This is a genomic window from Vibrio profundi, assembly GCF_043642225.1.
Taxonomy (GTDB): domain Bacteria; phylum Pseudomonadota; class Gammaproteobacteria; order Enterobacterales; family Vibrionaceae; genus Vibrio; species Vibrio profundi_A.
Genome location: NZ_JBHZSF010000018.1, coordinates 56803 through 82395, shown reverse-complemented (window position 1 = coordinate 82395; position 25593 = coordinate 56803). Strand labels below are relative to the sequence as shown.

At 45.3% G+C, this 25593-nt stretch carries 27 protein-coding genes; 16 read left to right on the top strand and 11 right to left on the bottom strand.

Features of this window, described 5'->3' with window-relative positions; genetic code table 11:
* Positions 1-110 precede the first annotated feature (110 nt).
* Positions 111-656: a gamma carbonic anhydrase family protein gene (locus ACHUFI_RS20300; protein ID WP_394252478.1), complete on the top strand. Its 546-nt coding sequence runs from the start codon at positions 111-113 to the stop codon at positions 654-656.
* On the opposite strand, the gene ACHUFI_RS20295 is transcribed toward ACHUFI_RS20300, so the two are convergent.
* From ACHUFI_RS20295 to tsaC, 4 genes are all read right to left on the bottom strand, one after another.
* Positions 657-923, bottom strand: a complete 267-nt coding sequence (locus ACHUFI_RS20295; RefSeq protein WP_394252476.1) for a DUF1488 family protein — start codon at positions 921-923, stop codon at positions 657-659. It abuts the gene before it with no gap.
* On the bottom strand, positions 923-1756 hold the full coding sequence (aroE, locus tag ACHUFI_RS20290; RefSeq protein WP_394252474.1) for a shikimate dehydrogenase: 834 nt from the start codon (positions 1754-1756) through the stop codon (positions 923-925). The genes ACHUFI_RS20295 and aroE overlap by 1 nt, the downstream gene beginning before the upstream one ends.
* Positions 1757-1832: 76 nt before the next feature.
* Complete coding sequence (gene hemF, locus ACHUFI_RS20285; RefSeq protein WP_394252472.1) at positions 1833-2750, bottom strand: oxygen-dependent coproporphyrinogen oxidase; 918 nt, start codon at positions 2748-2750, stop codon at positions 1833-1835.
* Between the two features lie 18 nt (positions 2751-2768).
* Positions 2769-3326 carry an L-threonylcarbamoyladenylate synthase type 1 TsaC gene (gene tsaC, locus ACHUFI_RS20280; protein WP_394252470.1) on the bottom strand — a complete coding sequence of 186 codons (558 nt, stop codon included), beginning with the start codon at positions 3324-3326 and terminating at the stop codon, positions 2769-2771.
* A 200-nt stretch (positions 3327-3526) separates the two neighbouring features.
* On the opposite strand from tsaC, the gene purE reads away from it, so the two are divergent.
* Positions 3527-4012, top strand: a complete 486-nt coding sequence (gene purE, locus ACHUFI_RS20275; RefSeq protein ID WP_394252468.1) for a 5-(carboxyamino)imidazole ribonucleotide mutase — start codon at positions 3527-3529, stop codon at positions 4010-4012.
* Positions 4013-4017: 5 nt separating this feature from the next.
* A complete protein-coding gene (locus ACHUFI_RS20270) occupies positions 4018-5148 on the top strand; it encodes a 5-(carboxyamino)imidazole ribonucleotide synthase (protein WP_394252466.1) in 1131 nt (376 codons plus the stop codon).
* Positions 5149-5191: 43 nt separating this feature from the next.
* On the opposite strand, the gene ACHUFI_RS20265 is transcribed toward ACHUFI_RS20270, so the two are convergent.
* The 4 genes from ACHUFI_RS20265 to ACHUFI_RS20250 are packed head-to-tail and all read right to left on the bottom strand — an operon-like array spanning position 5192 to position 8447.
* Positions 5192-5770, bottom strand: a complete 579-nt coding sequence (locus tag ACHUFI_RS20265) for a DNA topoisomerase family protein (protein ID WP_394252464.1) — start codon at positions 5768-5770, stop codon at positions 5192-5194.
* An 11-nt stretch (positions 5771-5781) separates the two neighbouring features.
* Positions 5782-6258 carry a DUF494 family protein gene (locus tag ACHUFI_RS20260; RefSeq protein WP_394252462.1) on the bottom strand — a complete coding sequence of 159 codons (477 nt, stop codon included), beginning with the start codon at positions 6256-6258 and terminating at the stop codon, positions 5782-5784.
* A gap of 2 nt (positions 6259-6260) precedes the next feature.
* Complete coding sequence (gene dprA / locus ACHUFI_RS20255; RefSeq protein ID WP_394252460.1) at positions 6261-7364, bottom strand: DNA-processing protein DprA; 1104 nt, start codon at positions 7362-7364, stop codon at positions 6261-6263.
* Complete coding sequence (locus tag ACHUFI_RS20250) at positions 7365-8447, bottom strand: LysM peptidoglycan-binding domain-containing protein (protein WP_394252458.1); 1083 nt, start codon at positions 8445-8447, stop codon at positions 7365-7367.
* A 140-nt stretch (positions 8448-8587) separates the two neighbouring features.
* On the opposite strand from ACHUFI_RS20250, the gene def reads away from it, so the two are divergent.
* The 6 genes from def (at position 8588) to ACHUFI_RS20220 (ending at position 14959) form a co-directional block, all read left to right on the top strand.
* The gene (def, locus tag ACHUFI_RS20245) at positions 8588-9106 is read left to right on the top strand and encodes a peptide deformylase (RefSeq protein WP_208746730.1); all 519 of its coding nucleotides are present in this window, start codon (positions 8588-8590) and stop codon (positions 9104-9106) included.
* A 35-nt stretch (positions 9107-9141) separates the two neighbouring features.
* Positions 9142-10107, top strand: coding sequence for a methionyl-tRNA formyltransferase (gene fmt, locus ACHUFI_RS20240; protein WP_394252456.1), 966 nt, complete (start codon positions 9142-9144; stop codon positions 10105-10107).
* A gap of 86 nt (positions 10108-10193) precedes the next feature.
* Positions 10194-11474 carry a 16S rRNA (cytosine(967)-C(5))-methyltransferase RsmB gene (gene rsmB, locus ACHUFI_RS20235; protein WP_394252454.1) on the top strand — a complete coding sequence of 427 codons (1281 nt, stop codon included), beginning with the start codon at positions 10194-10196 and terminating at the stop codon, positions 11472-11474.
* 86 nt (positions 11475-11560) lie between these two features.
* Positions 11561-12937, top strand: a complete 1377-nt coding sequence (gene trkA, locus ACHUFI_RS20230; protein WP_394252452.1) for a Trk system potassium transporter TrkA — start codon at positions 11561-11563, stop codon at positions 12935-12937.
* 24 nt (positions 12938-12961) lie between these two features.
* On the top strand, positions 12962-14407 hold the full coding sequence (locus ACHUFI_RS20225; protein WP_394252450.1) for a TrkH family potassium uptake protein: 1446 nt from the start codon (positions 12962-12964) through the stop codon (positions 14405-14407).
* A 9-nt stretch (positions 14408-14416) separates the two neighbouring features.
* Positions 14417-14959: a DUF3157 family protein gene (locus ACHUFI_RS20220; RefSeq protein ID WP_394252448.1), complete on the top strand. Its 543-nt coding sequence runs from the start codon at positions 14417-14419 to the stop codon at positions 14957-14959.
* Here the strand turns inward: ACHUFI_RS20220 and trhA are convergent.
* Positions 14956-15621: a PAQR family membrane homeostasis protein TrhA gene (gene trhA / locus ACHUFI_RS20215; RefSeq protein ID WP_394252447.1), complete on the bottom strand. Its 666-nt coding sequence runs from the start codon at positions 15619-15621 to the stop codon at positions 14956-14958. The genes ACHUFI_RS20220 and trhA overlap by 4 nt on opposite strands.
* A gap of 86 nt (positions 15622-15707) precedes the next feature.
* Entirely contained in the window at positions 15708-16499 is a 792-nt protein-coding gene (locus tag ACHUFI_RS20210) for a sporulation protein (RefSeq protein ID WP_394252445.1), read from the bottom strand.
* A gap of 298 nt (positions 16500-16797) precedes the next feature.
* Between ACHUFI_RS20210 and ACHUFI_RS20205 the strand changes: the two genes are divergently transcribed.
* The 6 genes from ACHUFI_RS20205 to ACHUFI_RS20180 all read left to right on the top strand — a co-directional run bounded on the left by ACHUFI_RS20205 (position 16798) and on the right by ACHUFI_RS20180 (position 21912).
* Complete coding sequence (locus ACHUFI_RS20205; RefSeq protein ID WP_394252443.1) at positions 16798-16965, top strand: hypothetical protein; 168 nt, start codon at positions 16798-16800, stop codon at positions 16963-16965.
* Between the two features lie 117 nt (positions 16966-17082).
* A complete protein-coding gene (locus tag ACHUFI_RS20200; protein WP_394252441.1) occupies positions 17083-17346 on the top strand; it encodes a YihD family protein in 264 nt (87 codons plus the stop codon).
* Positions 17347-17616: 270 nt separating this feature from the next.
* Complete coding sequence (gene ccoG / locus ACHUFI_RS20195; RefSeq protein ID WP_394252439.1) at positions 17617-19035, top strand: cytochrome c oxidase accessory protein CcoG; 1419 nt, start codon at positions 17617-17619, stop codon at positions 19033-19035.
* A gap of 47 nt (positions 19036-19082) precedes the next feature.
* Entirely contained in the window at positions 19083-20069 is a 987-nt protein-coding gene (locus ACHUFI_RS20190; protein ID WP_394252484.1) for a serine/threonine protein kinase, read from the top strand.
* Between the two features lie 44 nt (positions 20070-20113).
* Entirely contained in the window at positions 20114-20713 is a 600-nt protein-coding gene (locus ACHUFI_RS20185; RefSeq protein ID WP_394252437.1) for a thiol:disulfide interchange protein DsbA/DsbL, read from the top strand.
* A gap of 245 nt (positions 20714-20958) precedes the next feature.
* Positions 20959-21912, top strand: a complete 954-nt coding sequence (locus ACHUFI_RS20180; RefSeq protein WP_394252435.1) for a DUF2860 domain-containing protein — start codon at positions 20959-20961, stop codon at positions 21910-21912.
* Positions 21913-21950: 38 nt separating this feature from the next.
* Here ACHUFI_RS20180 and ACHUFI_RS20175 read toward each other — a convergent pair whose 3' ends face one another.
* Complete coding sequence (locus ACHUFI_RS20175; RefSeq protein WP_394252433.1) at positions 21951-23474, bottom strand: YifB family Mg chelatase-like AAA ATPase; 1524 nt, start codon at positions 23472-23474, stop codon at positions 21951-21953.
* 471 nt (positions 23475-23945) lie between these two features.
* Here ACHUFI_RS20175 and ilvG point away from each other — a divergent pair, with 471 nt between their 5' ends.
* Complete coding sequence (gene ilvG, locus ACHUFI_RS20170; RefSeq protein WP_394252431.1) at positions 23946-25592, top strand: acetolactate synthase 2 catalytic subunit; 1647 nt, start codon at positions 23946-23948, stop codon at positions 25590-25592.
* The last annotated feature ends 1 nt before the right edge of the window (position 25593 follow it).

Sequence of the window (25593 nt, the reverse complement as noted above, 5' to 3'; positions counted from 1 at the left end):
CAGTTTTTCTGACTTTTTTGATTGTTCGAATATTTTTTGTTCAAAACAGCCTATTTTCACTAGTCATCTACCTTATTAGCCCCTTAAGCTACCTATATAAAGGAGGATTTATGAGTTCAGTTCGTAGGTACAAAGGTATTGCACCTAAAATTGGTGAGCGCGTCTATATAGATGAAAGCTCAGTGCTAGTGGGTGATATAGTTCTAGGAGACGATTCAAGTATTTGGCCACTTGTTGCTGCCAGAGGAGACGTTAACCACATTCACATTGGCGACCGAACCAATGTTCAAGATGGTAGTGTTTTGCATGTCACCCATAAAAACCAAGAAAACCCTAACGGTTACCCTCTATTAATAGGTAATGATGTCACTATTGGTCATAAAGTGATGCTACATGGATGCACAATCAAGGATAGAGTGCTAGTCGGGATGGGCGCTATTGTCTTAGACGGGGTAACCATAGAAGAAGATGTCATGATCGGAGCGGGTAGTTTAGTCCCTCCTCACAAAACATTGGAAAGTGGATTCTTATATGTAGGTAGCCCAGTCAAACAAGCTCGCCCATTAACAGATAAAGAGCGAGCATTTCTTCAAAAATCGTCAGATAACTATGTTCAGAACAAAAACGACTATTTGGAATCAGTAAAAGCGGTATAACTAGTTTTGTATATGAATGAAGCCAGAGGAGTCAAACTCCTCTTCTTCTATTAATTCTTCCGCTAGTTCTTCAATTTCAAATCTCAGCTCGTTAAACACTTCAATCGCACGTCGATCATTATCGATAGTTTGACCTGACATCTGCTGTAACTGTTCAATCGATATAAGGCACTCAATTAGAGCACCAAACTGTTGTGCTGGGAAAACGATAGCTTGTTTGTCTTCATCCCATGATTGGATATCTGGGAATAATATTGACTGATTCATTACTGCCCTTTCAATTGAATACGTAATTCATTTAAGACGTCTTTTGTTTCAGGTTGAACCCCTCGCCATAAAGCAAAGCTTTCTGCAGCTTGCCCAACAAGCATACCCAACCCGTCATAAACCTCTGCACAGCCATTATCAAACGCCCACTGATTAAAACTAGTAACACCTTGCTGATACATCATGTCATAACTGGAAGTAGACGACGTAAATATAGATGGCGAGATACTCGGTAAATCACCACTCAAGCTTGCAGACGTTGAGTTAATAACAACATCAAAGCCTTCGTCGACCTCTTCCATAGGCGTCGCTATTATGTTTCCAAATGATTGGAACGCGTTTGCGAGAGTATCCGCTTTACTAAAAGTACGATTCGTAATGACAAGTTGCGCAGGGCATTGATCAAGCAGCGGCTTAATAACCCCTCGAGCAGCCCCTCCAGACCCAATAACCAAAATCTTGGCTCCAGAAATAGAAACCTTATTTCTGAGTAAGTCTTGGACTAAGCCTTCACCATCAGTGTTATCACCGATAATGTCTCCCGAATCCAGACGTTTTAGTGTGTTTACTGCACCAGCTAACTTTGCTCTTTCGGTTAATTGATCCGCAAATGAAAAGGCATCTTCTTTGAAAGGAACAGTAATGTTGCAGCCTTTACCACCAGCACTAAAAAACTCAGTGGCGGATTCAACAAAACCATCGACAGGAGCTTTTAAAGTCGTATAACTCAAATTCTGTTTGGTTTGACGAGCAAACATCGAGTGAATGAAAGGGGATTTACTGTGTTCGATAGGGTTACCAAACACAACATATTGGTCGTTCTGCTGAGCCATATCCTTGCCTGCAAATAATAAACAAAAGGGTCACTTAAAGTGACCCTAACATTTCAAATCCAAAACGCCAACCTTGCTACCAGGCTCTTGGCTTCAAGTAATCAGTATATAGACGCTGTTCCGGTGAACCTTCTTCTGGCTCATAACGATACTCCCAACGAGCTAATGGGGGCATCGACATTAAGATTGACTCCGTGCGCCCACCACTTTGCAAGCCAAACAAAGTACCTCGATCATACACCAAGTTAAATTCTACGTAGCGGCCACGACGATATAGTTGGAAGTCGCGCTCACGTTCGCCAAACTCGATTGATTTACGTTTTTCAACAATCGGCAAATAAGCTTGGGTGTAACCTTCGCCGACGGCTTGCATATACGCAAAACTCTTCTCAAATCCCCATTCATTGAGATCATCAAAGAATAAACCACCAACACCTCGAGTTTCGTTGCGATGAGGTAAGAAGAAGTATTTATCGCACCATTCTTTATGTTCTTGATAGACATCTTTGCCAAAAGGCCGACAAATCGCTTTCGCGGTGTCGTGCCATGACTGACAATCTTCATCAAAAGGATAAAACGGCGTTAAATCAAAACCACCACCAAACCACCAAATCGGGTCTTCGCCTTCTTTCTCTGCAATGAAGAAACGAACATTAGCATGAGAAGTTGGCACATATGGGTTCTTAGGGTGAATCACCAGTGACACGCCCATGGCTTCAAACTTACGGCCTGCCAATTCAGGGCGGTGTGCTGTTGCGGATGCTGGCATAGCTTTACCCGCCACATGAGAGAAATTGACTCCCCCTTGCTCAAATACCGCACCGTTTATCATCACTCGAGTACGACCGCCACCACCTAGTCGCTCGCTAGGCTCACGTTCCCATGCATCTTCTTCAAATGATGCGACACCATCGGCTTGTTCCAGTTGGTGACAAATCGAATCTTGGAGTTTCAATAAAAACTGTTTAACAGCTAGCTTATCAATGGCTGACATTTTCTTTCCTTTGCAAGGCTACCCTTGTCTTAATATTTTTGATGTTCGCGCGTCACGAATCTCACTAGGCTTATCTCGCCCACCCGTTAAACCATCTAAAATGGCAACAAGATGCTCTCCAAGCTGCTCTTGAACTTCCTGAGTCGTCATACATGGTGGTTCACCTGTAAGGTTGGCGCTTGTCGAGGTTAACGGCTTACCAAATTCATTACACATCCTTTGAACCAAAGGGTGATCAGTAACACGAACCGCAATTGAATCAAACTGTCCACTGACCCAATTCGTCACTTTTTCACTTGCCGGCATGATCCAAGTTACCGGGCCCGGCCAAGTCGCCTTCACTGCTGACAACTGATCTTGCGTCAACTGGCTTTCATCAATATAAGGCAACAATTGCTCATAACTAGCAGCAATCAAAATCAACCCTTTTTCTACAGGTCTTTGTTTTAGTTTTAATAGTTTCTCAATTGCCTGCGCGTTATCAGGGTCACACCCTACACCAAAAACCCCTTCTGTTGGGTAAGCTATCACTTCACCTTTCTGTAGCGCGTCTAATGTGTGCTGAAAGTTATCCACTGTCCTATGCCTCATTCATAAATGCTGTCTGTCGTACTAAGTGTACAAATTATCATTAGCGCTGCCCAAAGCTATTTGTTTATAAAATGTATCAATACGCAATTAGACCGACGCAAACGTTTTCCTCTGGCAATTTTCCCCGTATAATGCGCGCAAATTATCTATTTCACTTAATTTAATCGTGCCTGAAGGAGTTTGAGATGACTGTCGGTATTATCATGGGTTCTAAATCTGATTGGCCAACAATGAAGCTAGCAGCAGACATGCTAGATCAATTTGGCGTTGCCTACGAAACAAAAGTGGTTTCGGCGCACCGTACTCCTCAGCTGCTTGCCGACTACGCAACAAGCGCAAAAGAGCGTGGTATCAAAGTCATTATCGCGGGCGCGGGCGGTGCAGCTCACCTACCAGGAATGGCTGCGGCCTTTACTAGCGTTCCAGTATTAGGTGTCCCTGTTCAATCGAAAGCTTTAAAAGGCATGGATTCACTACTGTCTATCGTTCAAATGCCAAAAGGCATTGCGGTAGGCACACTGGCTATTGGTGAAGCTGGCGCGGCAAATGCGGGGATTCTAGCGGCTCAAATCATTGGTACACACAATGAAGACGTGATGGCTAAAGTGGAAGCGTTCCGCAACGAACAAACCGAAACCGTACTTGCTAATCCAAACCCAGCAGAGGATTAATTCCCATGCATGTTCTTGTGTTAGGAGCTGGTCAACTGGCTCGAATGATGTCACTCGCTGGTGCACCTCTCAACATTCAAATCTCCGCATTTGATGTGGGCAGCAAAAATATCGTTCATCCGTTAACTCAGGCAGTTACCGGACACGGCTTAGAGAACGCAATTGAACAAGCCGATGTGATTACGGCAGAATTTGAGCACATTCCACATGACGTCCTTGAAGTATGTGAAAAAAGTGGAAAATTCTTCCCTACAACAGAAGCGATCAAAGCCGGTGGCGATCGCCGAATTGAGAAAGCCTTGCTTGATCAAGCCCAAGTAAAAAATGCGAAATACTACGTTATTAATTCGCGTGAAGACTTTGACGTTGCTATTCAGCACGTTGGGCTGCCAATGGTACTGAAAAGTACTCTCGGCGGTTATGATGGCAAAGGTCAGTGGCGCTTGAAAGAAAACACTCAAGTAAAAGCTATTTGGGATGAAATGTCAGAGTGCATTCAAGCAACTGAGAATCAAGCCATTGTTGCCGAGGAGTTTGTTGCTTTTGATAGAGAAGTTTCACTGGTGGGTGCTCGTGGGAAAAACGGAGAAATCCAGGTTTACCCATTGGCAGAAAATGTGCATACCGATGGTGTGCTGAGCCTATCGACCGCGATTGATAACTTTGAACTCCAAGAACAAGCAAGAAACATGTTCATCGCTGTTGCAGAACGTCTAGATTACGTTGGTGTACTAGCACTTGAGTTCTTCGATGTTCAAGGCGAACTTCTGGTGAATGAAATCGCTCCGCGCGTCCATAACTCTGGACACTGGACACAACAAGGTGCTGAAACGTGTCAGTTCGAAAACCACCTACGCGCAGTATGTGAAATGCCTCTGGGCAGCACCAAGCTGATTCGCCCGACCTCAATGATCAATATCTTAGGTGAAGACTCATTACCTGAAGCTGTTTTGGCTCATGAAGGGTGTCACGTACATTGGTATGGCAAAGAGAAACGGGCAGGTCGCAAGATGGGCCACATTAATGTGAGTGCGGATTACGCGGCAGAGCTACAACGCTCGTTGCTTGCACTGTCGAACATTTTAGATAAAGATGCTTACCCTGCTGTGCATGATTTCGCCCAGCAAATAAAATAAGTAACCACCTAAATAAAAACGGCGCTAATAATAGCGCCGTTTTTTATTGGTTCTGTGCTTGAGTGTGATGGCATTTACGATCAGCACATTGAATTTTGATACCACTGGCCAGCTTTTTCTCTATCAAAAGTGGGTAGTTACATACCTCACACTTACCGATAACTGGCGGCTGATTCACGGCAAACTTGCATTTAGGGTAACTGTCGCAAGCAAAGAAAGCTTTACCATAACGAGATTTACGCTCAACCAAGTGCCCCTTGCCACATTCAGGGCACCCAACCAAAGGCCTCTCTTCAGGCTCTTGCTTCGGCTGATCCAAAGATTCGATATGATTGCATTCTGGGTAACTACTGCAGCCAATAAACATACCATAGCGCCCTTGCCTTAGAACTAATTCATTCTGACATTCAGGACAAGGCACGCCCAACTCTTTGACAACATGACCATCATTTTGATGTAGAGGGCGAATATAGTCGCAACTTGGGTATTGATTACAACCTAAAAATGCACCGTGCTTACCATGTCGAAGCTGCAGCTCACCGCAACCGCATTGTGGGCAAGCTTCATGCTCTAACGCATGTTCATGTTTAGAAAACAGCTCGCTATCAATTTTACTGCTCATTGGATGCCTATTTAATGCAAGATACCTTGCTCTTTGGTGTACAACAGCTCTTCCATCTGAGTATATGCGTTTTCATTCCCTGGCACGTTAAACAACACCATTAAGATGATCCATTTTAAATCATCTAATTCAAATTCATTGGTTTCCAAACCCATAACGCGATCAATAACCATCTCACGAATTTCCGTCGTAAGAACATTTATCTGCTCTAAGAATAATAAGAAGCCTCGGCATTCGATATTGATCCTAGCCATCTCGCGATTGGTATAAACACGGATAGATGTCGGCGCACAATTAGTAATAGCCGCTTGGTTATCACTTTCTTGCAGCGCAGCTAAATCTTCTAACCAATGGAGCGCTTTATAAATATCTTTTTGGTGAAACCCTGCTCGAAGAAGCTCTTCTTCCAGCTCATCTTGATCCACCTGCAATTCAGAATCGCTATGGATGTAGGTCTCAAACAAATACATCAGTATGTCCATCATCATAGCTAGCCTCTCCCCTTTCGAATATAGCCACCGGAAACTGCAACAACATGCCCTGAAAGCTCAAGCTCCAAGAGCTGCATCATGACTTCATGCACAGGTATATGGGTACGCCGTGCCAAAATATCAACAGGTATAGCCTCTACTCCTACGTTAGCTAACAGCTGTGGAAATGGCAATTGTTCATTTTCAGGTTCTGATTCAAATAAGTTTGGCTGTTGTGTTAGCGACCAATTCAATAAAGATTCGATTTCATCAAAAACATCTTGAGCACTTTGCACTAAGCATGCTCCTGATTTTATTAAGCTGTTCCCACCTCGGCTAGTCGGGTTATGTATCGACCCCGGCAAAGCGAAGACTTCTCGACCCTGCTCTAAGGCATAACGAGCAGTGATCAAAGAACCACTTTTTTCTGCCGCTTCAACAACCAAAGTACCTAAAGATAATCCGCTAATAATCCGATTTCGACGTGGGAAGTGTTCTGGTCGAGGTTTAGCGTTTGGGCGAAACTCAGAAATAAGAGCACCGCTGTCCACAATTCTTTCAGCTAATTTTCGATGACGTGCCGGATAAATCGCATTCAGACCAGAACCTAGCACGGCAAAGGTTTCACCTCCACCGAGCAAAGCACCATCATGCGCATAGCCATCAATACCGAGAGCCAACCCACTGGTCACAATCAATCCATGCTGAACAAAGCTCTTGGCGAAAGACTTCGCAGTTTCCAACCCTTCAAGGGAAGCATTACGACTTCCAACAATCGCTATTTGAGGTTCAATTAACTTTTTTACCTGCCCTTTAATAAATAGCGTCGAAGGGAAAGAGGCCGTTTCTTTTAATAGACAGGGATAGTGAGAACAAAGAGGAGTTATAATATGATGCGCTGAAGATGAGGCTTGCCACTCTAGGCTTTCTTCCACATCTTTGCAGGCACCACTTTTAATGTAGGTAACTTGGTTTGTCTTCAAGCCAATTGATTGTAATTGATCCGAAGAGTATTGAACCAAATTAGTAGGATTATCAATAGCAAGTAAGCGAGATAAACGCTTGCCGCCAAGCTGAGGCGTAAAACTAAGAGTTAACCAAGCCCTTAGGTCGCTCTCGTTCATTTAAGGCGACTCTGGTGTGGCACGTTCTTTTGATAAAGGAGAAACCGCCAATATGTCACCATTGATCGGCTTAGCACTGTTGGTGACCAACGCTAAACTGAAGAATTCGTAGGGGCGTATCACCATTAAGGTGCCTGCTTCTGTATCAGGTAGTTCCACCTTATCTCCAGTACTGCCGTCGTAAGTGTACTCACCCTGTTTTTTGAAAACCGTCGCCCCACCGGCTTTTAGGTCAAACATACTGCCTTGACGAAGATTGTCATGTGTCCCTCGGTCAATAATAAGTACTTGGTTCTTAGCACTAAACTGGCTGCCATTAATCGAGCCCAAGATATTTGCAAAAGCCCCCGCCGGTGATGGGGCTGGATAAAATGTCGTTGAAAAGCCCACGCTTTCAATCCCTAAATCCGGTAAAGCCACATCATTCAGAAGAATTTCTTGTCGCTGACTTTCCACCTTCAGGCTTGTAAACTCACTGCTCACATCATTCAACGTTGCTTTCGCAATCAAGCGAAGAGAAATAATCTTAGCTTTTGGGGTTTGTCGCTGATAGCTTTCCACAGCACGATAAATCCCCCAATTCTGATGCCTACTCTCTCCGCTAATATAAAGCTGGTCAGCACTGGTTAAAAACTTACGGCCATCACTGGTGCCAAGCACTCGAGATGCGGAATCCAACGTACCTTGGTCAACTAATCGGTCTGAACGTAGGTAAGGAAGCACTAACCCCTCTTCAACAGTGGGAACCGCTTTCTTTTCTGACACTCTAATTTTCGGGCTAAACTTCACGACAGGTTTTAAACTCAGCACGGGCTGTCCATCGCGCCATATCAATGACAGTTTATCCCCAGGGTAAATCAAATGCGGGTCATCAATTTCTGGGTTTACTTGCCAGAGTTGAGGCCATAGCCAAGGGCTATCAAGGTACAAGGCCGATATATCCCATAATGTATCGCCTTTCACCACCACATAACTTTTAGGCGCGTCTTGCTTTACGCTCAATGGGGCTTCGGTAGTTTCTGCGAAAAGAGAAGTGGAAAATGGCAAACAAAGAATGGAAAAAGTTCGAAAGAAATGACGCATGACCTAGGTTCCTTGGTCGTTAACAATGATATCTAATCCGAGATTTACCATCAGGATGCTGTCATTTGACCTCTAAAATGTCTAGAATTGAGCCAACAAGGTTTAAGCTGTTTCGGCACAGTTCAATATTTCGAGTGTATATGTCTGTATTACAAGTATTAACATTCCCGGATGATCGCCTACGCACCGTGGCGAAACCGGTAGAAGAAGTTACCCCAGAGATTCAAAAGTTCGTTGATGACATGATTGAAACCATGTACGACGAAGAAGGCATCGGCCTTGCAGCTACGCAAGTCGATTTCCACCAGCGTATCGTTGTTATCGATATTTCAGAGACGCGTGACGAGCCAATGGTGCTTATCAACCCTGAAATCACAGAGAAACGCGGTGAAGATGGCATCGAAGAAGGTTGCCTATCGGTGCCTGGCGCTCGTGCTTTGGTTTCACGTGCTGCAGAAGTATCGGTGAAAGCACTCGATCGTGATGGCAAAGAATACACGTTTGAAGCAGATGATCTGCTTGCTATCTGTGTGCAACACGAATTAGATCACCTTGAAGGCAAGCTGTTTGTGGATTACCTATCACCACTAAAGCGTAAACGCATTCAAGATAAACTAGCGAAAATCAAACGTTTCAACGAGAAACAAGCGAAAGCTTAATCGCTAGCGTTACTACATTTAGAAGGAAGCCTACCTTGAGTCAGTCTTTAAGAATTGTCTTCGCAGGTACTCCGGATTTCGCCGCCCGTCACTTGGCGGCGTTGTTGTCTTCGGAGCATGAAGTTATTGCGGTTTACACCCAGCCCGATCGCCCTGCAGGTCGTGGTAAAAAGCTTACTGCGAGCCCAGTAAAGAACATTGCCCTTGAAAATGAAATTCCGGTTTATCAACCTGAGAATTTCAAGTCAGATGAAGCAAAGCAACAACTTGCTGAGCTCAACGCCGACATCATGGTGGTGGTGGCTTACGGCTTATTACTGCCTCAAGTCGTACTCGATACTCCAAAACTAGGTTGTATCAATGTGCATGGTTCGATCCTGCCGCGCTGGCGTGGTGCTGCTCCAATTCAACGCTCTATCTGGGCGGGCGATCAAGAGACAGGCGTTACTATCATGCAAATGGACATTGGCCTTGATACCGGTGACATGCTGAAGATTGCGACATTGCCAATCGAGGCAACGGATACCAGCGCTTCAATGTACGAAAAGCTAGCCGGCCTTGGCCCCGACGCGCTCGTGGATTGCCTAGCCGACATCGCATCTGGCAACGCAGTTGCTGAAAAGCAAGATGACGAGCTTGCCAACTACGCGAAAAAGCTAAGCAAAGAAGAAGCAAAAATTAACTGGGCGGATGACGCAGAGCACATCGAACGTTGTGTGCGCGCTTTCAACCCATGGCCAATGAGCCACTTTGCCATTACAGATAGCAGCTCTGATTCAGAGAAAAGCATCAAAGTATGGCAAAGCCGTGTTGAGGTACAAGAGACCACTCAACTAGCAGGCACTATCATTAAAGCTGACAAAACAGGTATTTATGTTGCGACAGTCAATAACGTACTGGTTCTAGAACAGCTGCAAGTACCTGGTAAAAAAGCAATGTCAGTTCAAGATATTCTGAACTCACGCGCAAGCTGGTTTGAAGTAGGTTCGCAGCTTTCTTAAGCTCACCACTATAATCAGCCAATAAACAAACTTATGCGAGGGTAGAGATACCCTCATTTATTTCCCTATTAGATTCGGTATTCATCATGAATGTTCGCGCAGCCGCTGCAAATGTCCTTTTCCAAGTTGTCGATAAAGGCCACTCTCTTTCACATGCTCTACCAGCCGCTCAAAAAACCATTAAGCCTAGAGACCACGCTCTTCTTCAAGAGATTTGCTATGGCGCTCTACGCTACTTGCCTCGTTTAGAGTCAATTGCCAATGAACTGATGGATAACCCGCTAAAAGGGAAAAAGCGTGTATTCCACCACCTGATCTTAGTGGGTATTTATCAACTAAGCTTCATGCGTATTCCTTCTCATGCCGCAGTAGCGGAAACCGTAGAAGGCACCAAAACACTACGAGGCCCTAGCCTAAGTGGTTTGATTAATGCGGTATTACGTAGCTACCTACGTGATCAAGAAGCGCTCGATGAAAAAGCCACCAGCCATAATGCGGGCAAATACGGCCACCCAAGCTGGATTCTAAAAATGCTTCAAGAAAGCTACCCAGATCAGTGGGAGCAATTGGTTGAAGCCAATAACAGCAAAGCGCCAATGTGGTTGCGTGTTAACCGTCAGCACCACACTCGCGATGAGTATGCTGAGCTACTTAAAAACGAAAACATTGAATTCAGCATTCACCCAGAAGCTGCCGATGCAATAAAATTAGCGTCGCCTTGCGACGTCACGTTACTGCCAGGTTTCAGTAAAGGTTGGGTATCTGTACAAGATGCGGCTGCGCAGCTGTCAGTGAACTATTTACAGCCTCAAAATGGCGAGTTGATTCTGGATTGTTGTGCAGCGCCGGGCGGTAAAACTGCGCATATCCTAGAGCACACCGAAGATACTGAAGTGGTTGCCATTGACTGCGACATTAAACGTCTTGATCGTGTTTACGATAACCTTGAGCGTCTTCAACTGCGTGCCGATGTCATTTGTGGCGACGCTCGTTACCCAGAAGAGTGGTGGACAGGTGATAAATTTGACCGCATTTTGCTGGACGCACCATGTTCAGCAACCGGTGTGATTCGTCGTCACCCAGATATTAAGTGGCTTCGCCGAGCTAACGACATCGACGCACTGGCTGAGCTGCAAAGTGAAATCATGGATTCAATGTGGCGCCAATTAAAAGCTGGTGGCACTATGGTTTACGCGACCTGCTCTATCACCCCACAAGAAAACGTACTGCAAGTGAAAGCGTTTTTAGAACGCACCAAAGACGCTACGTTAATCGGTTCTGATATTGAAAACCCTGGACGCCAAATCCTTCCAGGTGAAGAAGACATGGACGGCTTCTACTATGCCGTTTTAGTCAAACAGGCGTAACCATATTCAGCGGCTAATGACTTTTGTCTTAGCCGCTATTTCATTACGATGAGTAAGTACTGAAAGAGCAAACAAAGAGAAAAGCTATGAAAATCATCATTCTTGGAGCTGGTCAGGTAGGCGGAACACTGGCAGAGAACTTAGTTGGCGAGAACAATGACATTACCATTGTCGATCGCGACAGTGACCGCTTGCGCGAGCTACAAGATAAATATGATTTACGTGTGGTCAATGGCTACGCGAGCCACCCCAACATCTTACGTGAAGCTGGCGCTCAAGATGCTGACATGTTAGTCGCCGTGACCAACATGGATGAAACCAACATGGCCGCTTGTCAGGTCGCATTCTCTTTGTTTAACACGCCAAACCGAATCGCACGTATTCGTTCTCCTCAGTACCTAGCCGAAAAAGAAGCGCTCTTTAAGTCAGGGGCAATTCCTGTTGATCACCTCATCGCACCTGAAGAGTTGGTGACCAGCTACATTGAGCGCTTGATTCAATACCCAGGTGCACTGCAAGTTGTGAGCTTTGCAGAACAGAAAGTGAGCCTAGTAGCAGTAAAAGCCTACTATGGTGGTCCTTTAGTGGGTAATGCGTTATCGGCACTTCGTGAGCACATGCCTCACATCGATACGCGAGTCGCCGCGATTTTCCGTCAAGGGCGCCCTATTCGTCCTCAAGGCACAACGGTTATCGAAGCAGATGATGAAGTGTTCTTCGTAGCGGCAAGTAACCATATTCGCTCGGTGATGAGTGAACTACAACGTTTAGAAAAACCTTACCGTCGTATCATGATTGTCGGTGGTGGTAACATTGGCGCGAGCTTAGCGAAACGTCTAGAACAGAGTTACAGCATCAAGCTGATTGAGCGCAGTTACACCCGAGCGGAAAAGCTTTCTGAAGAATTAGAGAACACCATCGTGTTCTGTGGTGATGCTGCCGACCAAGAGCTGCTCACCGAAGAAAACATCGACCAAGTCGACGTGTTCATCGCGCTGACCAATGAAGATGAAACCAACATCATGTCGGCCATGCTGGCAAAACGCATGGGCGCAAAAAAGGCGATGGTGCTGATCCAGCGTGGCGCGTACGTAGACTTGGTGCAAGGTGGCGTTATTGATGTTGCGATTTCACCGCAGCAAGCAACCATTTCCGCCCTATTAACCCACGTTCGCCGAGCTGACATTGTTAACGTATCTTCATTACGTCGCGGTGCAGCAGAGGCCATCGAAGCCATCGCTCATGGTGATGAAACCACCTCAAAAGTGGTTGGCCGCGCCATTGGTGATATTAAGTTGCCACCGGGTACGACCATCGGCGCGATTGTACGTGGTGAAGAAGTCTTGATTGCCCATGACAGAACCGTGATCGAACAAGATGATCACGTGGTTATGTTCTTAGTTGATAAGAAATACGTGCCAGACGTTGAAACCTTATTCCAACCGAGCCCATTCTTCTTATAGAGCTAAGCTCTATAGTGTTTCGCTATGGTTAACTTCCGTCCTATCTTATTCGTAATAGGGTTAGTGCTGTCTAAGCTCGCCCTATTCATGTACATCCCCACCTTAGTCGCTTTCTTTACGGGCACCGGTGGCTTTATTGAATTTGGCCAGTCAGTACTTATCACCCACATTGTCGCGTTTTTATGCCTCACTGTTGGGCGAACCGCCAACTTTAGGCTTGGGGTACGGGATATGTTCCTGATCACCTCGCTAGTGTGGACAATTGCCAGTGCCTTTGCGGCGTTGCCATTCGTGTTTATCAACCACATTAGTTTTACCGACGCCTACTTTGAGACCATGTCTGGGATCACGACTACAGGTTCAACGGTATTAAGTGGCCTAGATAGCATGGCGCCGAGCATCTTGTTATGGCGCTCGATATTACAATGGCTTGGTGGAATCGGCTTCATAGTGATGGCGGTAGCCGTTCTGCCAATGCTGAATGTCGGTGGTATGCGCTTATTCCAGACCGAATCTTCAGATTGGTCAGATAAAAGTAGCCCTCGCGCCAAAACGGTCGCAAAGAACATTGTGGCGGTGTATCTGGTGCTGACAGCGGTGTGTACTTTAGGTTACCTCATTACAGGTATGAGCCTGTTTGACGCCATCAATCACGCTTTTACCACGTTATCGACCGGTGGTTACTCTACCTCAGACGGTTCAATGAATCACTTCTCCATCGGCGCACACTGGGTTGGCACGCTCTTCATGTTTTTAGGCGGCTTACCGTTTCTGCTGTTCGTTAGCGCACTGAAAAGTCGCAATATGGACCCAATCTTTAAAGACGCTCAAGTGAGAGGCTTTACATATCTATTCTTAGGATCCAGTGCAGTTATTGCGGCATGGCTAGTCATTCGTGACGGCTACAGCGTCTTAGATGCGGTTCGAGTTTCCATGTTTAACATCGTTTCTGTGGTAACCACGACCGGTTTTGGTTTAGAAGACTTTACGGCGTGGGGCGCGCTACCAACGACATTATTTGCCTTTCTAATGATGGCGGGTGCTTGCTCAGGTTCCACCTCTGGAGGAGTAAAGGTCTTCCGTTTCCAAATCGCAATGACGTTACTGCACAAACAAATGATGAAGCTCATTCACCCTTCAGGTGTCTTTGTTCAGCGCTACAATCAAAGACCGGTCAATGATGATATCGTCCGCTCTTTGGTCGCATTTGGATTGATGTTTTTTATTACCATCATTGTAATCGCGGGTGGGCTCAGTGCTATGGGGCTCGATCCAATCACCAGTATTTCTGGCTCGATTACTGCGGTTGCCAACGTTGGACCGGGAATGGGCAGCGTTATTGGCCCAACCGGTAATTTCGCCCCATTACCAGATGCCGCAAAATGGCTACTCAGCATTGGAATGTTGATGGGCCGCCTAGAGATATTGACGCTATTAGTTTTATTCTTCCCTGCCTTTTGGCGACGCTAAGGAATCATTATGGAACGCTGGAGCACCTTATTCGCTTGTGCCCTACTGTCATCTTCTGTGATGGCAGAGCAAACGCTGTTCTTGCCCGATGGTAAGCAAATTTTGTTGAAAGACGACTTCACATGGGAATATGTGAGTGAATCGTCCAAAGATTCTCATTCAGTCATACCCGTTATCCCTGTAACCAAAGCCGCCATTGGGACGACAATTAAAGTGGGAGAAGATAAGCCGAGTTTACAGCTGTCCCGATCGGGAGTGGATGTATTAATTGGAGCAAGTCGCTACGACGATGGCGAGTTAACGCTACCGGTTTCAATTACGAATCAAAATACTCAACCGGTCGTCGTGGTTACCTTGAATGTTGAGATCTATTCACCGTCTGGTGAGTTGCTATTCCAAGACAATCTCAATACTTGGCAATCCATTAAGCGCCTTGCAGACACTTACCTTCGCCCTCAACGTTCAGCTGAAGGTAAGAGTATTATTGCGAAGGTCGCAGCACATTCAGAATATCAAATTAAGGTAACGGTCACCGATGTCCAAACCCGTTAAGCCAGCACACTAACAGGCTCAACGTACAAATAGATGGCAAGGAAATGACAAGCGCATCCCGCCAATACAAACAGATGCCAAATAGCATGATTGTATGGGATGTGTTTCGCGACGTAGAAAATCACCCCTAGCGAATAAATAACCCCACCAACCGCGAGTAAGATCAAACCACCCAATTCAATACTGACCGCAAGTTGGTAGATGACAATCAGTGACAACCACCCCATGGTCAGATACGTCACCAAAGACATTTTCTTAAAACGATAAACAAACGCGATCTTCATGACGATACCAATAACGGCAATCGTCCAAATGACCGCCATCAAACCTATCGCTAATGGGGTACGTAAGCTCACCAATAAGAAAGGGGTGTAGCTACCGGCAATCAACAAGTAAATCGCGCAGTGGTCAAGTGTTTTGAGTAGGCGTTTAGTCTTTGCGGTGGTAATCGAATGATAAAGCGTAGAGGCGAGGAACAATAAAATAATACTCGCGCCATAAACCGAAAAGCTGGTGAAAGTCAGCACATCCGCCTCGTAATCGAACGCACGCACCAGCAATAAAATCAGCCCAACGATGCCTAACACCACACCTAAACCGTGGGTGATGGCATTCGCCCTTTCTTCTACGACACTGTATTCACTCGCCGATGCTGACGACATAACTCACCCACTAAAGTAATTGAACATTTACTCTAGTATTGCACATTAAGCTTACACGTGTAAGCTTAAATTTTTATGACAATGGGTTATGACGTAGACTCTAAATACGCCAAGACCTTCTGACCGGCAACATCGCTAGGAGTATCAATGGGTAACACAAGTTGACGTTTCAATTGACCAATACCCAATAAACTCGCCAGCATACCCTTTGCGCCATCTCGATTACGATCAATTTCAAACCACAACTTCAGATCGGTGTCATCGCGATGTGCCACGATTTCTAACTCGCGCCAACGACCGTGAAATGGCCCAGTGGTTGGAACAAATTCAAACTCTTGAACAAATGGCAACTCAAAGCCATCGACCGCTTCACACTCAACCTGTCGAATGCGCAGGCCTTGTTCTTCCAGCTCAGTGAAAATGCCATCTAATAAATTATCTGGGCGAACGGTCAGAATGTCTTTGTCGGTAGGGTCGATTGCCATGGATATATCAAGGCCCGTTTCGAGCCACACTTTGGCGTCCCCAATTGTGATTGGAGTGTTCAATGGAATATCGAGTTCGACATCAAAATCTCTTGTTTCACCCGGGCCTATCTCAAACGCATAAGGCAGGCTCCATTTCGCCAATGAATGAGTCTGATGAACACGGCGGGTGTGATTACTATTCTGTTTGTCCGGATTAACCGGCACTTCCTTGATGTACTGACAACACAGGTTAAGATTAATGTTATCGATCTCTTGAGCGTGAGCACCGCCGTATACATGAACAACGATATTCACTTTTTGACCGGGATAGAGCACTTCTTGTTGCAACACTGAATCCACTTTTGCGGACCCAATACCAAAACTGGCAAGCGTTTTCTTTAAGAACGACATATGCACCTCCTAGCAATATCTCGTAGCAATTGAGTTCATAGTAATCTTGATTCACTTCGAAACTCAAATACCCTGCTCACACAATTTTAGCTCTTATTTCGATGATTTATTACCCAGCCCTCGATCCAAATATTAGATAGTGATAATCTAACTTCGATATGCATGCATATCATTATCCTGACTAATGATTTGGATTGGCGAAAGCCAGAAGAGCCACACTTCAAGTCATTGAAGCTCAACTCATGATTAGTCAGGCCATTAGATTGGCAATGGATATGCCTGACCGTTAGGTAAAACTATGCGCCCAACAGCTGTCAGGTTTTCGCACACCAACCGTAGTGCGATGCGTCGTCGTAGTGGCTTTGTTACTACTCCGGCTGCAAAAAAATTGGCTCCAGCAATGACCCTAGTTGAAAAGACGGCTTTATTAGCTTCTTCTTCAGCGAAGGTAGTGAAAGCCGCTTAATAAAAAGCGCAGTTTATCGCTGCGCTTTTTTCTTTTCCGCACTTCAACTTGATTGGTATTCCAAGCCTGATTTGGTACTTTAGGCCAAAGTCAGTATAAAAATTGTGGAGAAAAACAATGAAGTGTCACCGTATTGAAGAGCTACTTGAGCTTTTAGAGCCAGAATGGCAAAAAGATCAAGAGCTTAACTTGCTCGAGTTTATTCTGAAGCTCTCGAGTGAAGCTGGCTATGAAGGTAAACTGGAAGATCTCACCGATGATGTGTTGATCTACCACCTGAAAATGCGCAATAGCGACAAAGAAGAAATGATCCCGGGTTTAAAGAAAGACCAAGAAGATGATTTCAAAACCGCCATCTTAAAAGCACGCGGCATTATCTAACTCCATTTTGTTGTTAAAAGTATCAAAGCGACCACTGTGGTCGCTTTTTTGTTTCTGTTCGCCAATTTTTCATCACAACTGTTATAAGTTTTGTTGTTAAAGGTTGATAGCGTTAAAGAAATAAGAATGTTATTGAGGCTATAATCGCCATCCATAAGAATCTTCTAAAATAACTAGGTAGCCAATATTTCCATTGAGCTATTTATCAAAAAGTAATGTCGTTGAGTGCTTTCACTAGAAATAGCACCTAAAGCCCAATAAGGATATCCAATGAGTCAGGATAAAATCGATATCAAAGATGTGACTCCAAAAACCTTTAACCCAAAAACTCATAAAGGTAATGGAGATCGATTTAACCCCAATAACCGAATTTACGTTCGTGAAAGCAAAGGTAAATTTCAACAACTGCGTCGTTATGGCGGTTGGTTCCTTCTGTTGCTTTTTGCCGTGATCCCTTGGATCCCCTATGGCGAGCGTCAAGCCATCTTATTGGATATCGGCAACCAACAATTTAACTTCTTTGGCACAACGCTTTACCCGCAAGATCTCACCTTATTGGCCATCTTATTTATGATTGCTGCATTTGGGCTCTTCTTCATCACCACCTTCTTAGGCCGGGTTTGGTGTGGCTATCTATGCCCGCAAACCGTCTGGACCTTCATGTACATCTGGTTTGAAGAAAAGCTAGAAGGCGCAGCCAATAAACGCCGTAAGCAAGACTCAGGCAAGCTCACCACCAACCTTGCCTTACGAAAAACTTTAAAACATGTCGCTTGGCTCGCTATCGCTTTAATTACTGGCCTAACATTTGTTGGTTATTTCATCCCAGTTCAAGAACTGGTGATTGGATTCTTTACCTTTGATGCCTCGTTCTGGCCAGTATTTTGGGTGCTATTTTTTGCAGGCTGTACCTATGCTAACGCAGGTTGGATGCGTTCGATTGTGTGTCTACACATGTGTCCATACGCTCGATTCCAATCGGCTATGTTCGATAAAGATACTTTCATCGTCGGCTACGACACCAAACGTGGTGAAAGCCGTGGCCCTCGTTCACGTAAAGCGGATCCTAACAAGTTGGGCCTAGGGGATTGCATCGACTGTAACCTCTGTGTTCAGGTTTGTCCGACTGGCATCGATATCCGTGACGGCTTGCAATACGAATGTATCAACTGCGGTGCGTGTATTGATGCGTGTGACAAAACCATGGATAGAATGGGCTATGAAAAAGGCCTAATCAATTACACCACGGAGCATAGGCTTGATGGTCACCATACCAAAGTCATGCGACCTAAACTGCTTGGCTACGGCGCGGTATTATTAGTCATGATTGGCCTGTTCTTTGCTCAAATCGCGGCGGTTGACCCAGCCGGCTTAACCGTACTTCGAGATCGAAACCAACTATTTAGAACCAACGTTGAAGGGCTGATTGAAAATACTTACACCTTAAAAGTCATCAACAAAACTCAACAAGTACAAAGCTACCAGTTGGATGTAGAAGGCCTACCTAATGTCACTTGGTACGGTAACCAAACCATTAAGGTAAGCCCAGGTGAAGTACTGAACCTTCCAATCAGCTTGGGAGCAGACCCAGAAAAACTCAGCTCACCGGTTTCGACGATTCAGTTTATACTCTCGGATAGTGACGACTTTACCCTCGAAGTAGAAAGCCGCTTTATCAAAAAGCTGTAACTACCCAGTTAACGGAAAAAGGCTCAGTAATGAGCCTTTTTTATTATATGACCGATCAAGCATTCAATTTTGACGCCCTAACTCCTGATTTCATGTGGTACGCCCTAGAAAGTATTGGGGTTCGTGCAGAATCCGGCTTACTGGCTTTAAACAGCTATGAAAACCGCGTCTATCAATTCAGTGATGAAGATAAGAAACGCTATGTTGTTAAATTTTATCGCCCACAGCGTTGGAGCAAAGAACAGATTCAAGAAGAACATGATTTTGCACTAGAACTCATTGAACAAGAAATTCCTGTCGCTCCACCTATGATAATTAACGGCGCAACGCTTCATGAGTATCAAGGCTACTTATTCGCACTATTTGAAAGTGTCGGTGGCAGGCAATTTGAAGTCGACAACCTTGACCAACTTGAAGGTGTAGGCCGTTTCTTGGGCCGCATTCATAAAGCAAGCTCAAGCGCGACCTTCCAACACAGACCAACGTTAGGCTTAGATGAATACCTGTACCAACCACGTAAAATACTGGAAAGTGCGGACTTCATTCCGATGCATCTAGAAAACGCATTCTTTAACGACCTCGATATGCTTATCAAAGAGCTTGAGCAACATTGGTCTAGCGATACAAAAATCATCCGCCTTCACGGAGATTGCCACCCTGGCAATATTTTGTGGCGCGAAGGCCCAATGTTTGTCGACTTGGACGATGCGCGAAACGGCCCAGCGGTACAAGATCTATGGATGTTACTCAATGGAGAACGCCAAGATAAAACCATGCAGCTTGATACTATTTTGGAAAGTTACCAAGAGTTCTACGACTTTAACCCATCAGAATTGAAACTTATCGAGCCGCTACGCGGTCTACGTATGGTGCATTACATGGCATGGTTAGCGAAACGTTGGCAAGATCCTGCATTCCCGCTTGCATTCCCATGGTTTAATGATCCAAAGTACTGGGAAAGCCAAGTGCTTGCATTTAAGGAACAAATTGCCGCATTGCAAGAACCACCACTGTCGTTAATGCCTCAGTGGTAAAGCAGCACTCAATTAAAAAAGAATAATCTATGGAGAGTTACACAATGAAAAAACTGTTCGCATTTGTCTCGCTATTAATGCTGAGCTTATCGGCACACGCAGCTAAATTTAGTGAAGGTGAGCATTATAAAGTTCTCGATTTAGAGCCTTCCAAAAAGCCTATCGTTACTGAGTTTTTCTCATTTTACTGCCCACACTGTAATAGCTTTGAGCCAATTATTCAGCAGCTGAAAAAACAGCTTCCAGAAGGTGTAAAACTGCAGAAGAACCATGTCTCTTTCATGGGTGGCAACATGGGTAAATCAATGAGCAAAGCCTACGCAACCTCAATTGCTCTAAAAGTCGAAGACAAAATGACGTCTGTATTGTTCAACCGCATTCACAATATGAACAAAGCTCCAAAAAATGATGAAGAGCTACGTCAGATCTTTTTAGATGAAGGCGTCGATGCCAAAAAGTTTGATGCAGCATTCAATGGCTTTGCCGTTGACTCTATGGTGCGTCGCTTTGACAAACAGTTCAAAGACAGCGGACTTTCAGGCGTACCAGCGGTACTGGTTAATAACCGCTACCTAGTACAAGCGCAAGGCATTAACACTCTTGATGAGTACTTTGAGCTTGTTAACTTCTTATTGAAGAAGTAATCCAGACTGAATACCAACGGGAAGCACACGCTTCCCGTTTTTGTTTCAACCAAGCCAGCAACTGTTTCCTAACGGAATCTTGACGTTCATCGATTGAAGCACGTCATTTTCGCTTTATTATTGGGAGCAATGCTTTAAAAACACGACTCGCGCAAAAATCAACTGAACTACTGATCCAATTGATAATCACAAAAAGTACATTTAGAACATCAATAACCCATCATTCGGTCAAGGAGACATCGCGAATGAAAACAATCTATACACTCATTGCTGCCAGCGTTATTGCAGCACCTGCGGTGGCTCAGCTATCGGATGAAGCTGGTTTTAGTGGCGAAATCTCTATCAATACAGGCTTTACATCTTCATCCTCTAACTTTGATACGGATAGCAACAAGACAATCACTTCTAACGAACAAGAAGCTTCTTCAGAAAGCAACTTCTTGATTGCACCACTCGGCAGTATCGCCTATACATTTGGCCAAGATCTAGATCATCAAGTTTACGCTGGTACCGCTCGAGACGATGTCGCAACCGGTACAGTCGTTCTACAAGTGGGTTATAAATATCAACTTGAGTCCGGCACAATCATTGATGCCGCAGTACTACCTACCATCATGTCAGGTAAAACATGGGCCAATCCATACCAAGAAAATGTGGCTAGAACAGAAACCGATGAAACCGGCAATGCCTTTCGCTTAAAGTTGGACAAAATCGCAGGCTCTAACTTTAGCTTAGATACCGCTTATGCCACTAAAGACGTTGAAAACGACCTAGTGGCTGATGAATTAAAGCGCGACAGCAAAACCATCTACATAAAAGGGCAATATCGCCAGCCTCTAAGCCAAACATCCTTTATCCTGCCATCACTAATTTACCAATCATCCTCTGCTGATGGTGATGCGAGTTCTTTTGATCAATTCGGTGGTGAGATCAGTTATTTTAAAGTGATGAATCGTCATCAGCTCGCCTTAACCGCCGGCTATAACCACCGATCATACGATGCCGCTCACCCTGAGTATGGCACCACTCGCAGCGACAATAACTACAGCTTATTTGCCGCCTACGAATACAAAAACTTCATGGGCTGGGACGATTGGTCGTTCATCGGCCTAGCGGGTTATGGCGCAGGCCAATCCAACATCACTTTCTACGATGAAACTGAGTCTCTGGTGTCCGTTGGTTTGAACTACCAGTTCTAACTCACTGCTACCAACAAGCCTGCATCATGCAGGCTTGTTTAAACCGCCTGAGACGTAAGCTGTTTTAGTAACCTATCCATTGCGCGATACCCTAACGCTTCAGACAAATGCTTCTTCTCTATATCTTGGCTACCTTCGAGGTCTGCAATGGTCCGTGCGACCTTTATAATTCGATGATAAGCACGTATCGACAAACCTAATCGGTGGAGCGCCGTTTCCAAAAAATTGGCGTCTTCACGCTTAAGAGGGCAGTACCTTTCTATTTCCCGACTCCCTAGCAACGCGTTCGCTTTGCCATTGCGCTCAGTCATCAGCATACGAGCTTGCCCAACACGTTCTTTCACTACAACCGTCGACTCCCCTCGGTCTCCGCCTTCGGCGAGCATACCTTTCGGTAACAACGGGATCTCTAAAGACATATCGAACCTATCTAGCAACGGCCCAGACAAACGATTTAAATAACGCAGTATGATTTGAGGATTCGCTCGAGCCTGATTGCCTTCGTAATAGCCCGTAGGGCTAGGATTAAGCGCACCGACTAGCTGAAACCTTGCAGGGAAACGTGTTTTACCCTGAGCCCGAGAAATAATGATCTCCCCCGACTCTAATGGCTCTCGTAAAGAATCGAGAACTTTACGCTCAAACTCCGGCATTTCGTCGAGAAAGAGCAGCCCATTATGAGCCAACGATATTTCACCTGGCCTTGGAATAGTGCCACCTCCAACTAACGCAGCCATGGAGCTGGAATGGTGCGGGGTTCGAAACGGCCTTTTCTTCCAATTAAACTGATTCACATCTTGCTGAATCAAAGAAGCGACAGAGGCGGTTTCCATTGCTTCTAACTCATTCATTTCCGGCAACAAATCGCACAATCTAGAAGCTAGCATCGTTTTTCCTGTCCCCGGAGGGCCAAGAAAAAGCAAATTGTGGTTACCTGCAGCGGCGATTTCTAAAGCTCGCTTTCCTTGTTGTTGACCGATAATATCTCGCAGGTCTCGTTCACTTTCGGCGTGTTTTTCTAACGTCGAAGTTTGATGCAGAGACAAGCTGTTTTGCCCGCAAAGATCACTACACACTTCCAGTAAACTTTGCGCTGATTTGTGATTGTCTTTGCCCACCAACGCCGCTTGGTCGCCATTATCATGCGGAACCACCAAATGACGCCTCACCCGATTTGTCGCCAGCGCAGCAGGAAGCACTCCCTTAACACTTCTCAATTCACCTGATAGCGCGAGCTCTCCAATAAACTCATACTGTTCCAACTTGCTCACTGGTAATTGCTCTGACGCCGCCAAAATGCCTAATGCGATAGGCAGATCAAACCTTCCCCCCTCTTTGGGTAAATCAGCGGGAGCAAGATTGACCGTGATTCGTTTGGCTGGAAATTCAAACCGAGAATTAATGATGGCACTGCGAACACGATCTCGAGACTCTTTGACTGTGGTTTCAGGCAGGCCAACGAGCGTAAAGCCAGGCATTCCGTTGCTGATATGTACTTCCACCGTAACAGCAGGAGCTTCCACCCCAACACTTGCGCGGCTATGAACAATCGCGAGTCCCATAACATTCCTTTGTCGTTGATTTAAAAGTATTCATATTGAAATTCACTCAACATTTAATTGATTGAGATGTTATATAACTTGATGGGATGAGAGCTTTATGTGAAAAAAGAATGACATTTTGCTTGTCATAAAGCAGATTTGTGTGATAACACTAGAGACGCAAACATTTACGTAAGACAATACTCGATAAAAATAGTTACCTATGAATTTTAACGCTCGCATTTACGCTCTGATTATCCTGGTGATCGTAGTCATTATTAAGACTGCGCGGGGGCGAGTGGATAAAAAATAACCACAAGATTTCAAAAACCCCCGCACTGAAAAGTTCGGGGGTTTTTTCTAATTTATATATTTACATTTTTACAATTTGAAGCAGTTCGGCTTAGCCGATAGACAGGAAGAATGGGAGCACAAGATGTGCAGTCAAAACGGAAATCACTACCTACAATCAGGTAGTACAGGGGGATTACGATGAAAGGTGCAGAATTAGTCGTTTCCGCATTAAAGCAGCAAGGCATCAAAACCGTATTTGGTTACCCAGGTGGCGCGATCATGCCCATCTACGATGCACTCTACGACGGTGGTGTTGAACACATCCTTTGTCGTCATGAGCAAGGGGCTGCAATTGCAGCAATCGGTATGGCTCGTGCGAGTCAAGAAGTCGCAGTATGTCTCGCGACTTCTGGCCCTGGTGCCACTAACCTTGTGACAGGGCTTGCTGATGCTTTCATGGATTCCATTCCCCTTGTTGCCATTACTGGCCAAGTCGCAAGCTCACACATAGGTACGGATGCATTCCAAGAGATGGATGTAATTGGAATGTCTCTGTCTTGTACTAAACACAGCTACTTAGTGACTGATATTGAAGATTTAGCACCGACTCTTGCGGAAGCGTTTGAAGTCGCTAAAACCGGCCGCCCAGGCCCAGTCATCGTCGATATTGCCAAAGATGTCCAACTTGCTGAAGCTCCTGTCGAAATTCTTCCTGAGTTTGTACCACCAGCAATTCCGGTCGCGACAGCAGAAGCCTTGGCGACAGCACAGCAAGTACTTTCAGAATCGACTCGCCCTGTTCTTTACGTTGGCGGCGGTGTACAACTTGCTAAAGCGACCGACTCTGTACGTGAATTTCTACGCCTCAATCCAATGCCAGCCGTCAGCACGCTAAAAGGCTTAGGAACTATTGAGCGCCACGACCCTCATTATTTAGGCATGCTAGGTATGCATGGTACCAAGGCTGCAAACCTAGTCGTTCAGGAATGTGACCTATTAATCGTTGTGGGTGCTCGCTTTGATGACCGTGTGACAGGCAAGCTCGACACCTTTGCACCACATGCCAAAGTCATCCATATCGATATCGATGCTGCCGAATTTAGTAAGCTACGTTTAGCCAATGCGCCTATTCGTGGTGACATCAATAAGATCATGCCTCAATTAGAGTTAACTCAAGATATTTCGCCTTGGGTTCATCACTCTGAAAGCTTACGCAGTGCATTTAAGTGGCGCTACGACCACCCTGGCGATCTGATCTTTGCGCCTCTTTTACTGAAGCAACTGTCAGACATGATGCCACCAAGCTCTATGATCTCGACGGACGTAGGTCAGCACCAAATGTGGGCAGCACAACATATCCAGCCGCGTGACCCTCAAAACTTCATCACCTCTGCTGGCTTAGGCACGATGGGCTTTGGTCTGCCAGCCGCAATGGGCGCAGCCGTTGCAAGACCAGACGACCAATCCATACTTATTTCTGGAGACGGCTCATTCATGATGAACGTTCAAGAGCTTGGTACTCTGAAACGTCGTCAAATACCAGTGAAGATGGTACTGCTGAATAACTCTCGCTTAGGCATGGTGCGCCAATGGCAGTCTCTGTTTTTTGATGGCCGCCATAGTGAAACCATTTTGGACGATAACCCTGATTTCGTCATGCTAGCAAAAGCATTTGATATCCCAGGTAAAACTATTACGCGTAAAGAAGAAGTAGAACCCGCACTCAAAGAGATGCTAGAAAGCAAAACCGCTTACCTACTTCATATACTTATCGATGAAGAAGAAAATGTATGGCCACTAGTTCCACCTGGCGCATCGAACAGTGAAATGTTGGAGAACACATAAC

Bases quoted from the DNA above. Each gene is read 5' to 3' on its own strand.
- ACHUFI_RS20300 (WP_394252478.1), top strand. From the start codon at position 111: ATGAGTTCAGTTCGTAGGTACAAAGGTATTGCACCTAAAATTGGTGAG.
- ACHUFI_RS20295 (WP_394252476.1), bottom strand. From the start codon at position 923: ATGAATCAGTCAATATTATTCCCAGATATCCAATCATGGGATGAAGAC.
- aroE (WP_394252474.1), bottom strand. From the start codon at position 1,756: ATGGCTCAGCAGAACGACCAATATGTTGTGTTTGGTAACCCTATCGAA.
- hemF (WP_394252472.1), bottom strand. From the start codon at position 2,750: ATGTCAGCCATTGATAAGCTAGCTGTTAAACAGTTTTTATTGAAACTC.
- purE (WP_394252468.1), top strand. From the start codon at position 3,527: ATGACTGTCGGTATTATCATGGGTTCTAAATCTGATTGGCCAACAATG.
- ACHUFI_RS20270 (WP_394252466.1), top strand. From the start codon at position 4,018: ATGCATGTTCTTGTGTTAGGAGCTGGTCAACTGGCTCGAATGATGTCA.
- ACHUFI_RS20265 (WP_394252464.1), bottom strand. From the start codon at position 5,770: ATGAGCAGTAAAATTGATAGCGAGCTGTTTTCTAAACATGAACATGCG.
- ACHUFI_RS20260 (WP_394252462.1), bottom strand. From the start codon at position 6,258: ATGATGATGGACATACTGATGTATTTGTTTGAGACCTACATCCATAGC.
- dprA (WP_394252460.1), bottom strand. From the start codon at position 7,364: ATGAACGAGAGCGACCTAAGGGCTTGGTTAACTCTTAGTTTTACGCCT.
- ACHUFI_RS20250 (WP_394252458.1), bottom strand. From the start codon at position 8,447: ATGCGTCATTTCTTTCGAACTTTTTCCATTCTTTGTTTGCCATTTTCC.
- def (WP_208746730.1), top strand. From the start codon at position 8,588: ATGTCTGTATTACAAGTATTAACATTCCCGGATGATCGCCTACGCACC.
- rsmB (WP_394252454.1), top strand. From the start codon at position 10,194: ATGAATGTTCGCGCAGCCGCTGCAAATGTCCTTTTCCAAGTTGTCGAT.
- trkA (WP_394252452.1), top strand. From the start codon at position 11,561: ATGAAAATCATCATTCTTGGAGCTGGTCAGGTAGGCGGAACACTGGCA.
- ACHUFI_RS20225 (WP_394252450.1), top strand. From the start codon at position 12,962: ATGGTTAACTTCCGTCCTATCTTATTCGTAATAGGGTTAGTGCTGTCT.
- ACHUFI_RS20220 (WP_394252448.1), top strand. From the start codon at position 14,417: ATGGAACGCTGGAGCACCTTATTCGCTTGTGCCCTACTGTCATCTTCT.
- trhA (WP_394252447.1), bottom strand. From the start codon at position 15,621: ATGTCGTCAGCATCGGCGAGTGAATACAGTGTCGTAGAAGAAAGGGCG.
- ACHUFI_RS20210 (WP_394252445.1), bottom strand. From the start codon at position 16,499: ATGTCGTTCTTAAAGAAAACGCTTGCCAGTTTTGGTATTGGGTCCGCA.
- ACHUFI_RS20205 (WP_394252443.1), top strand. From the start codon at position 16,798: ATGCGCCCAACAGCTGTCAGGTTTTCGCACACCAACCGTAGTGCGATG.
- ACHUFI_RS20200 (WP_394252441.1), top strand. From the start codon at position 17,083: ATGAAGTGTCACCGTATTGAAGAGCTACTTGAGCTTTTAGAGCCAGAA.
- ccoG (WP_394252439.1), top strand. From the start codon at position 17,617: ATGAGTCAGGATAAAATCGATATCAAAGATGTGACTCCAAAAACCTTT.
- ACHUFI_RS20190 (WP_394252484.1), top strand. From the start codon at position 19,083: ATGACCGATCAAGCATTCAATTTTGACGCCCTAACTCCTGATTTCATG.
- ACHUFI_RS20185 (WP_394252437.1), top strand. From the start codon at position 20,114: ATGAAAAAACTGTTCGCATTTGTCTCGCTATTAATGCTGAGCTTATCG.
- ACHUFI_RS20180 (WP_394252435.1), top strand. From the start codon at position 20,959: ATGAAAACAATCTATACACTCATTGCTGCCAGCGTTATTGCAGCACCT.
- ACHUFI_RS20175 (WP_394252433.1), bottom strand. From the start codon at position 23,474: ATGGGACTCGCGATTGTTCATAGCCGCGCAAGTGTTGGGGTGGAAGCT.
- ilvG (WP_394252431.1), top strand. From the start codon at position 23,946: ATGAAAGGTGCAGAATTAGTCGTTTCCGCATTAAAGCAGCAAGGCATC.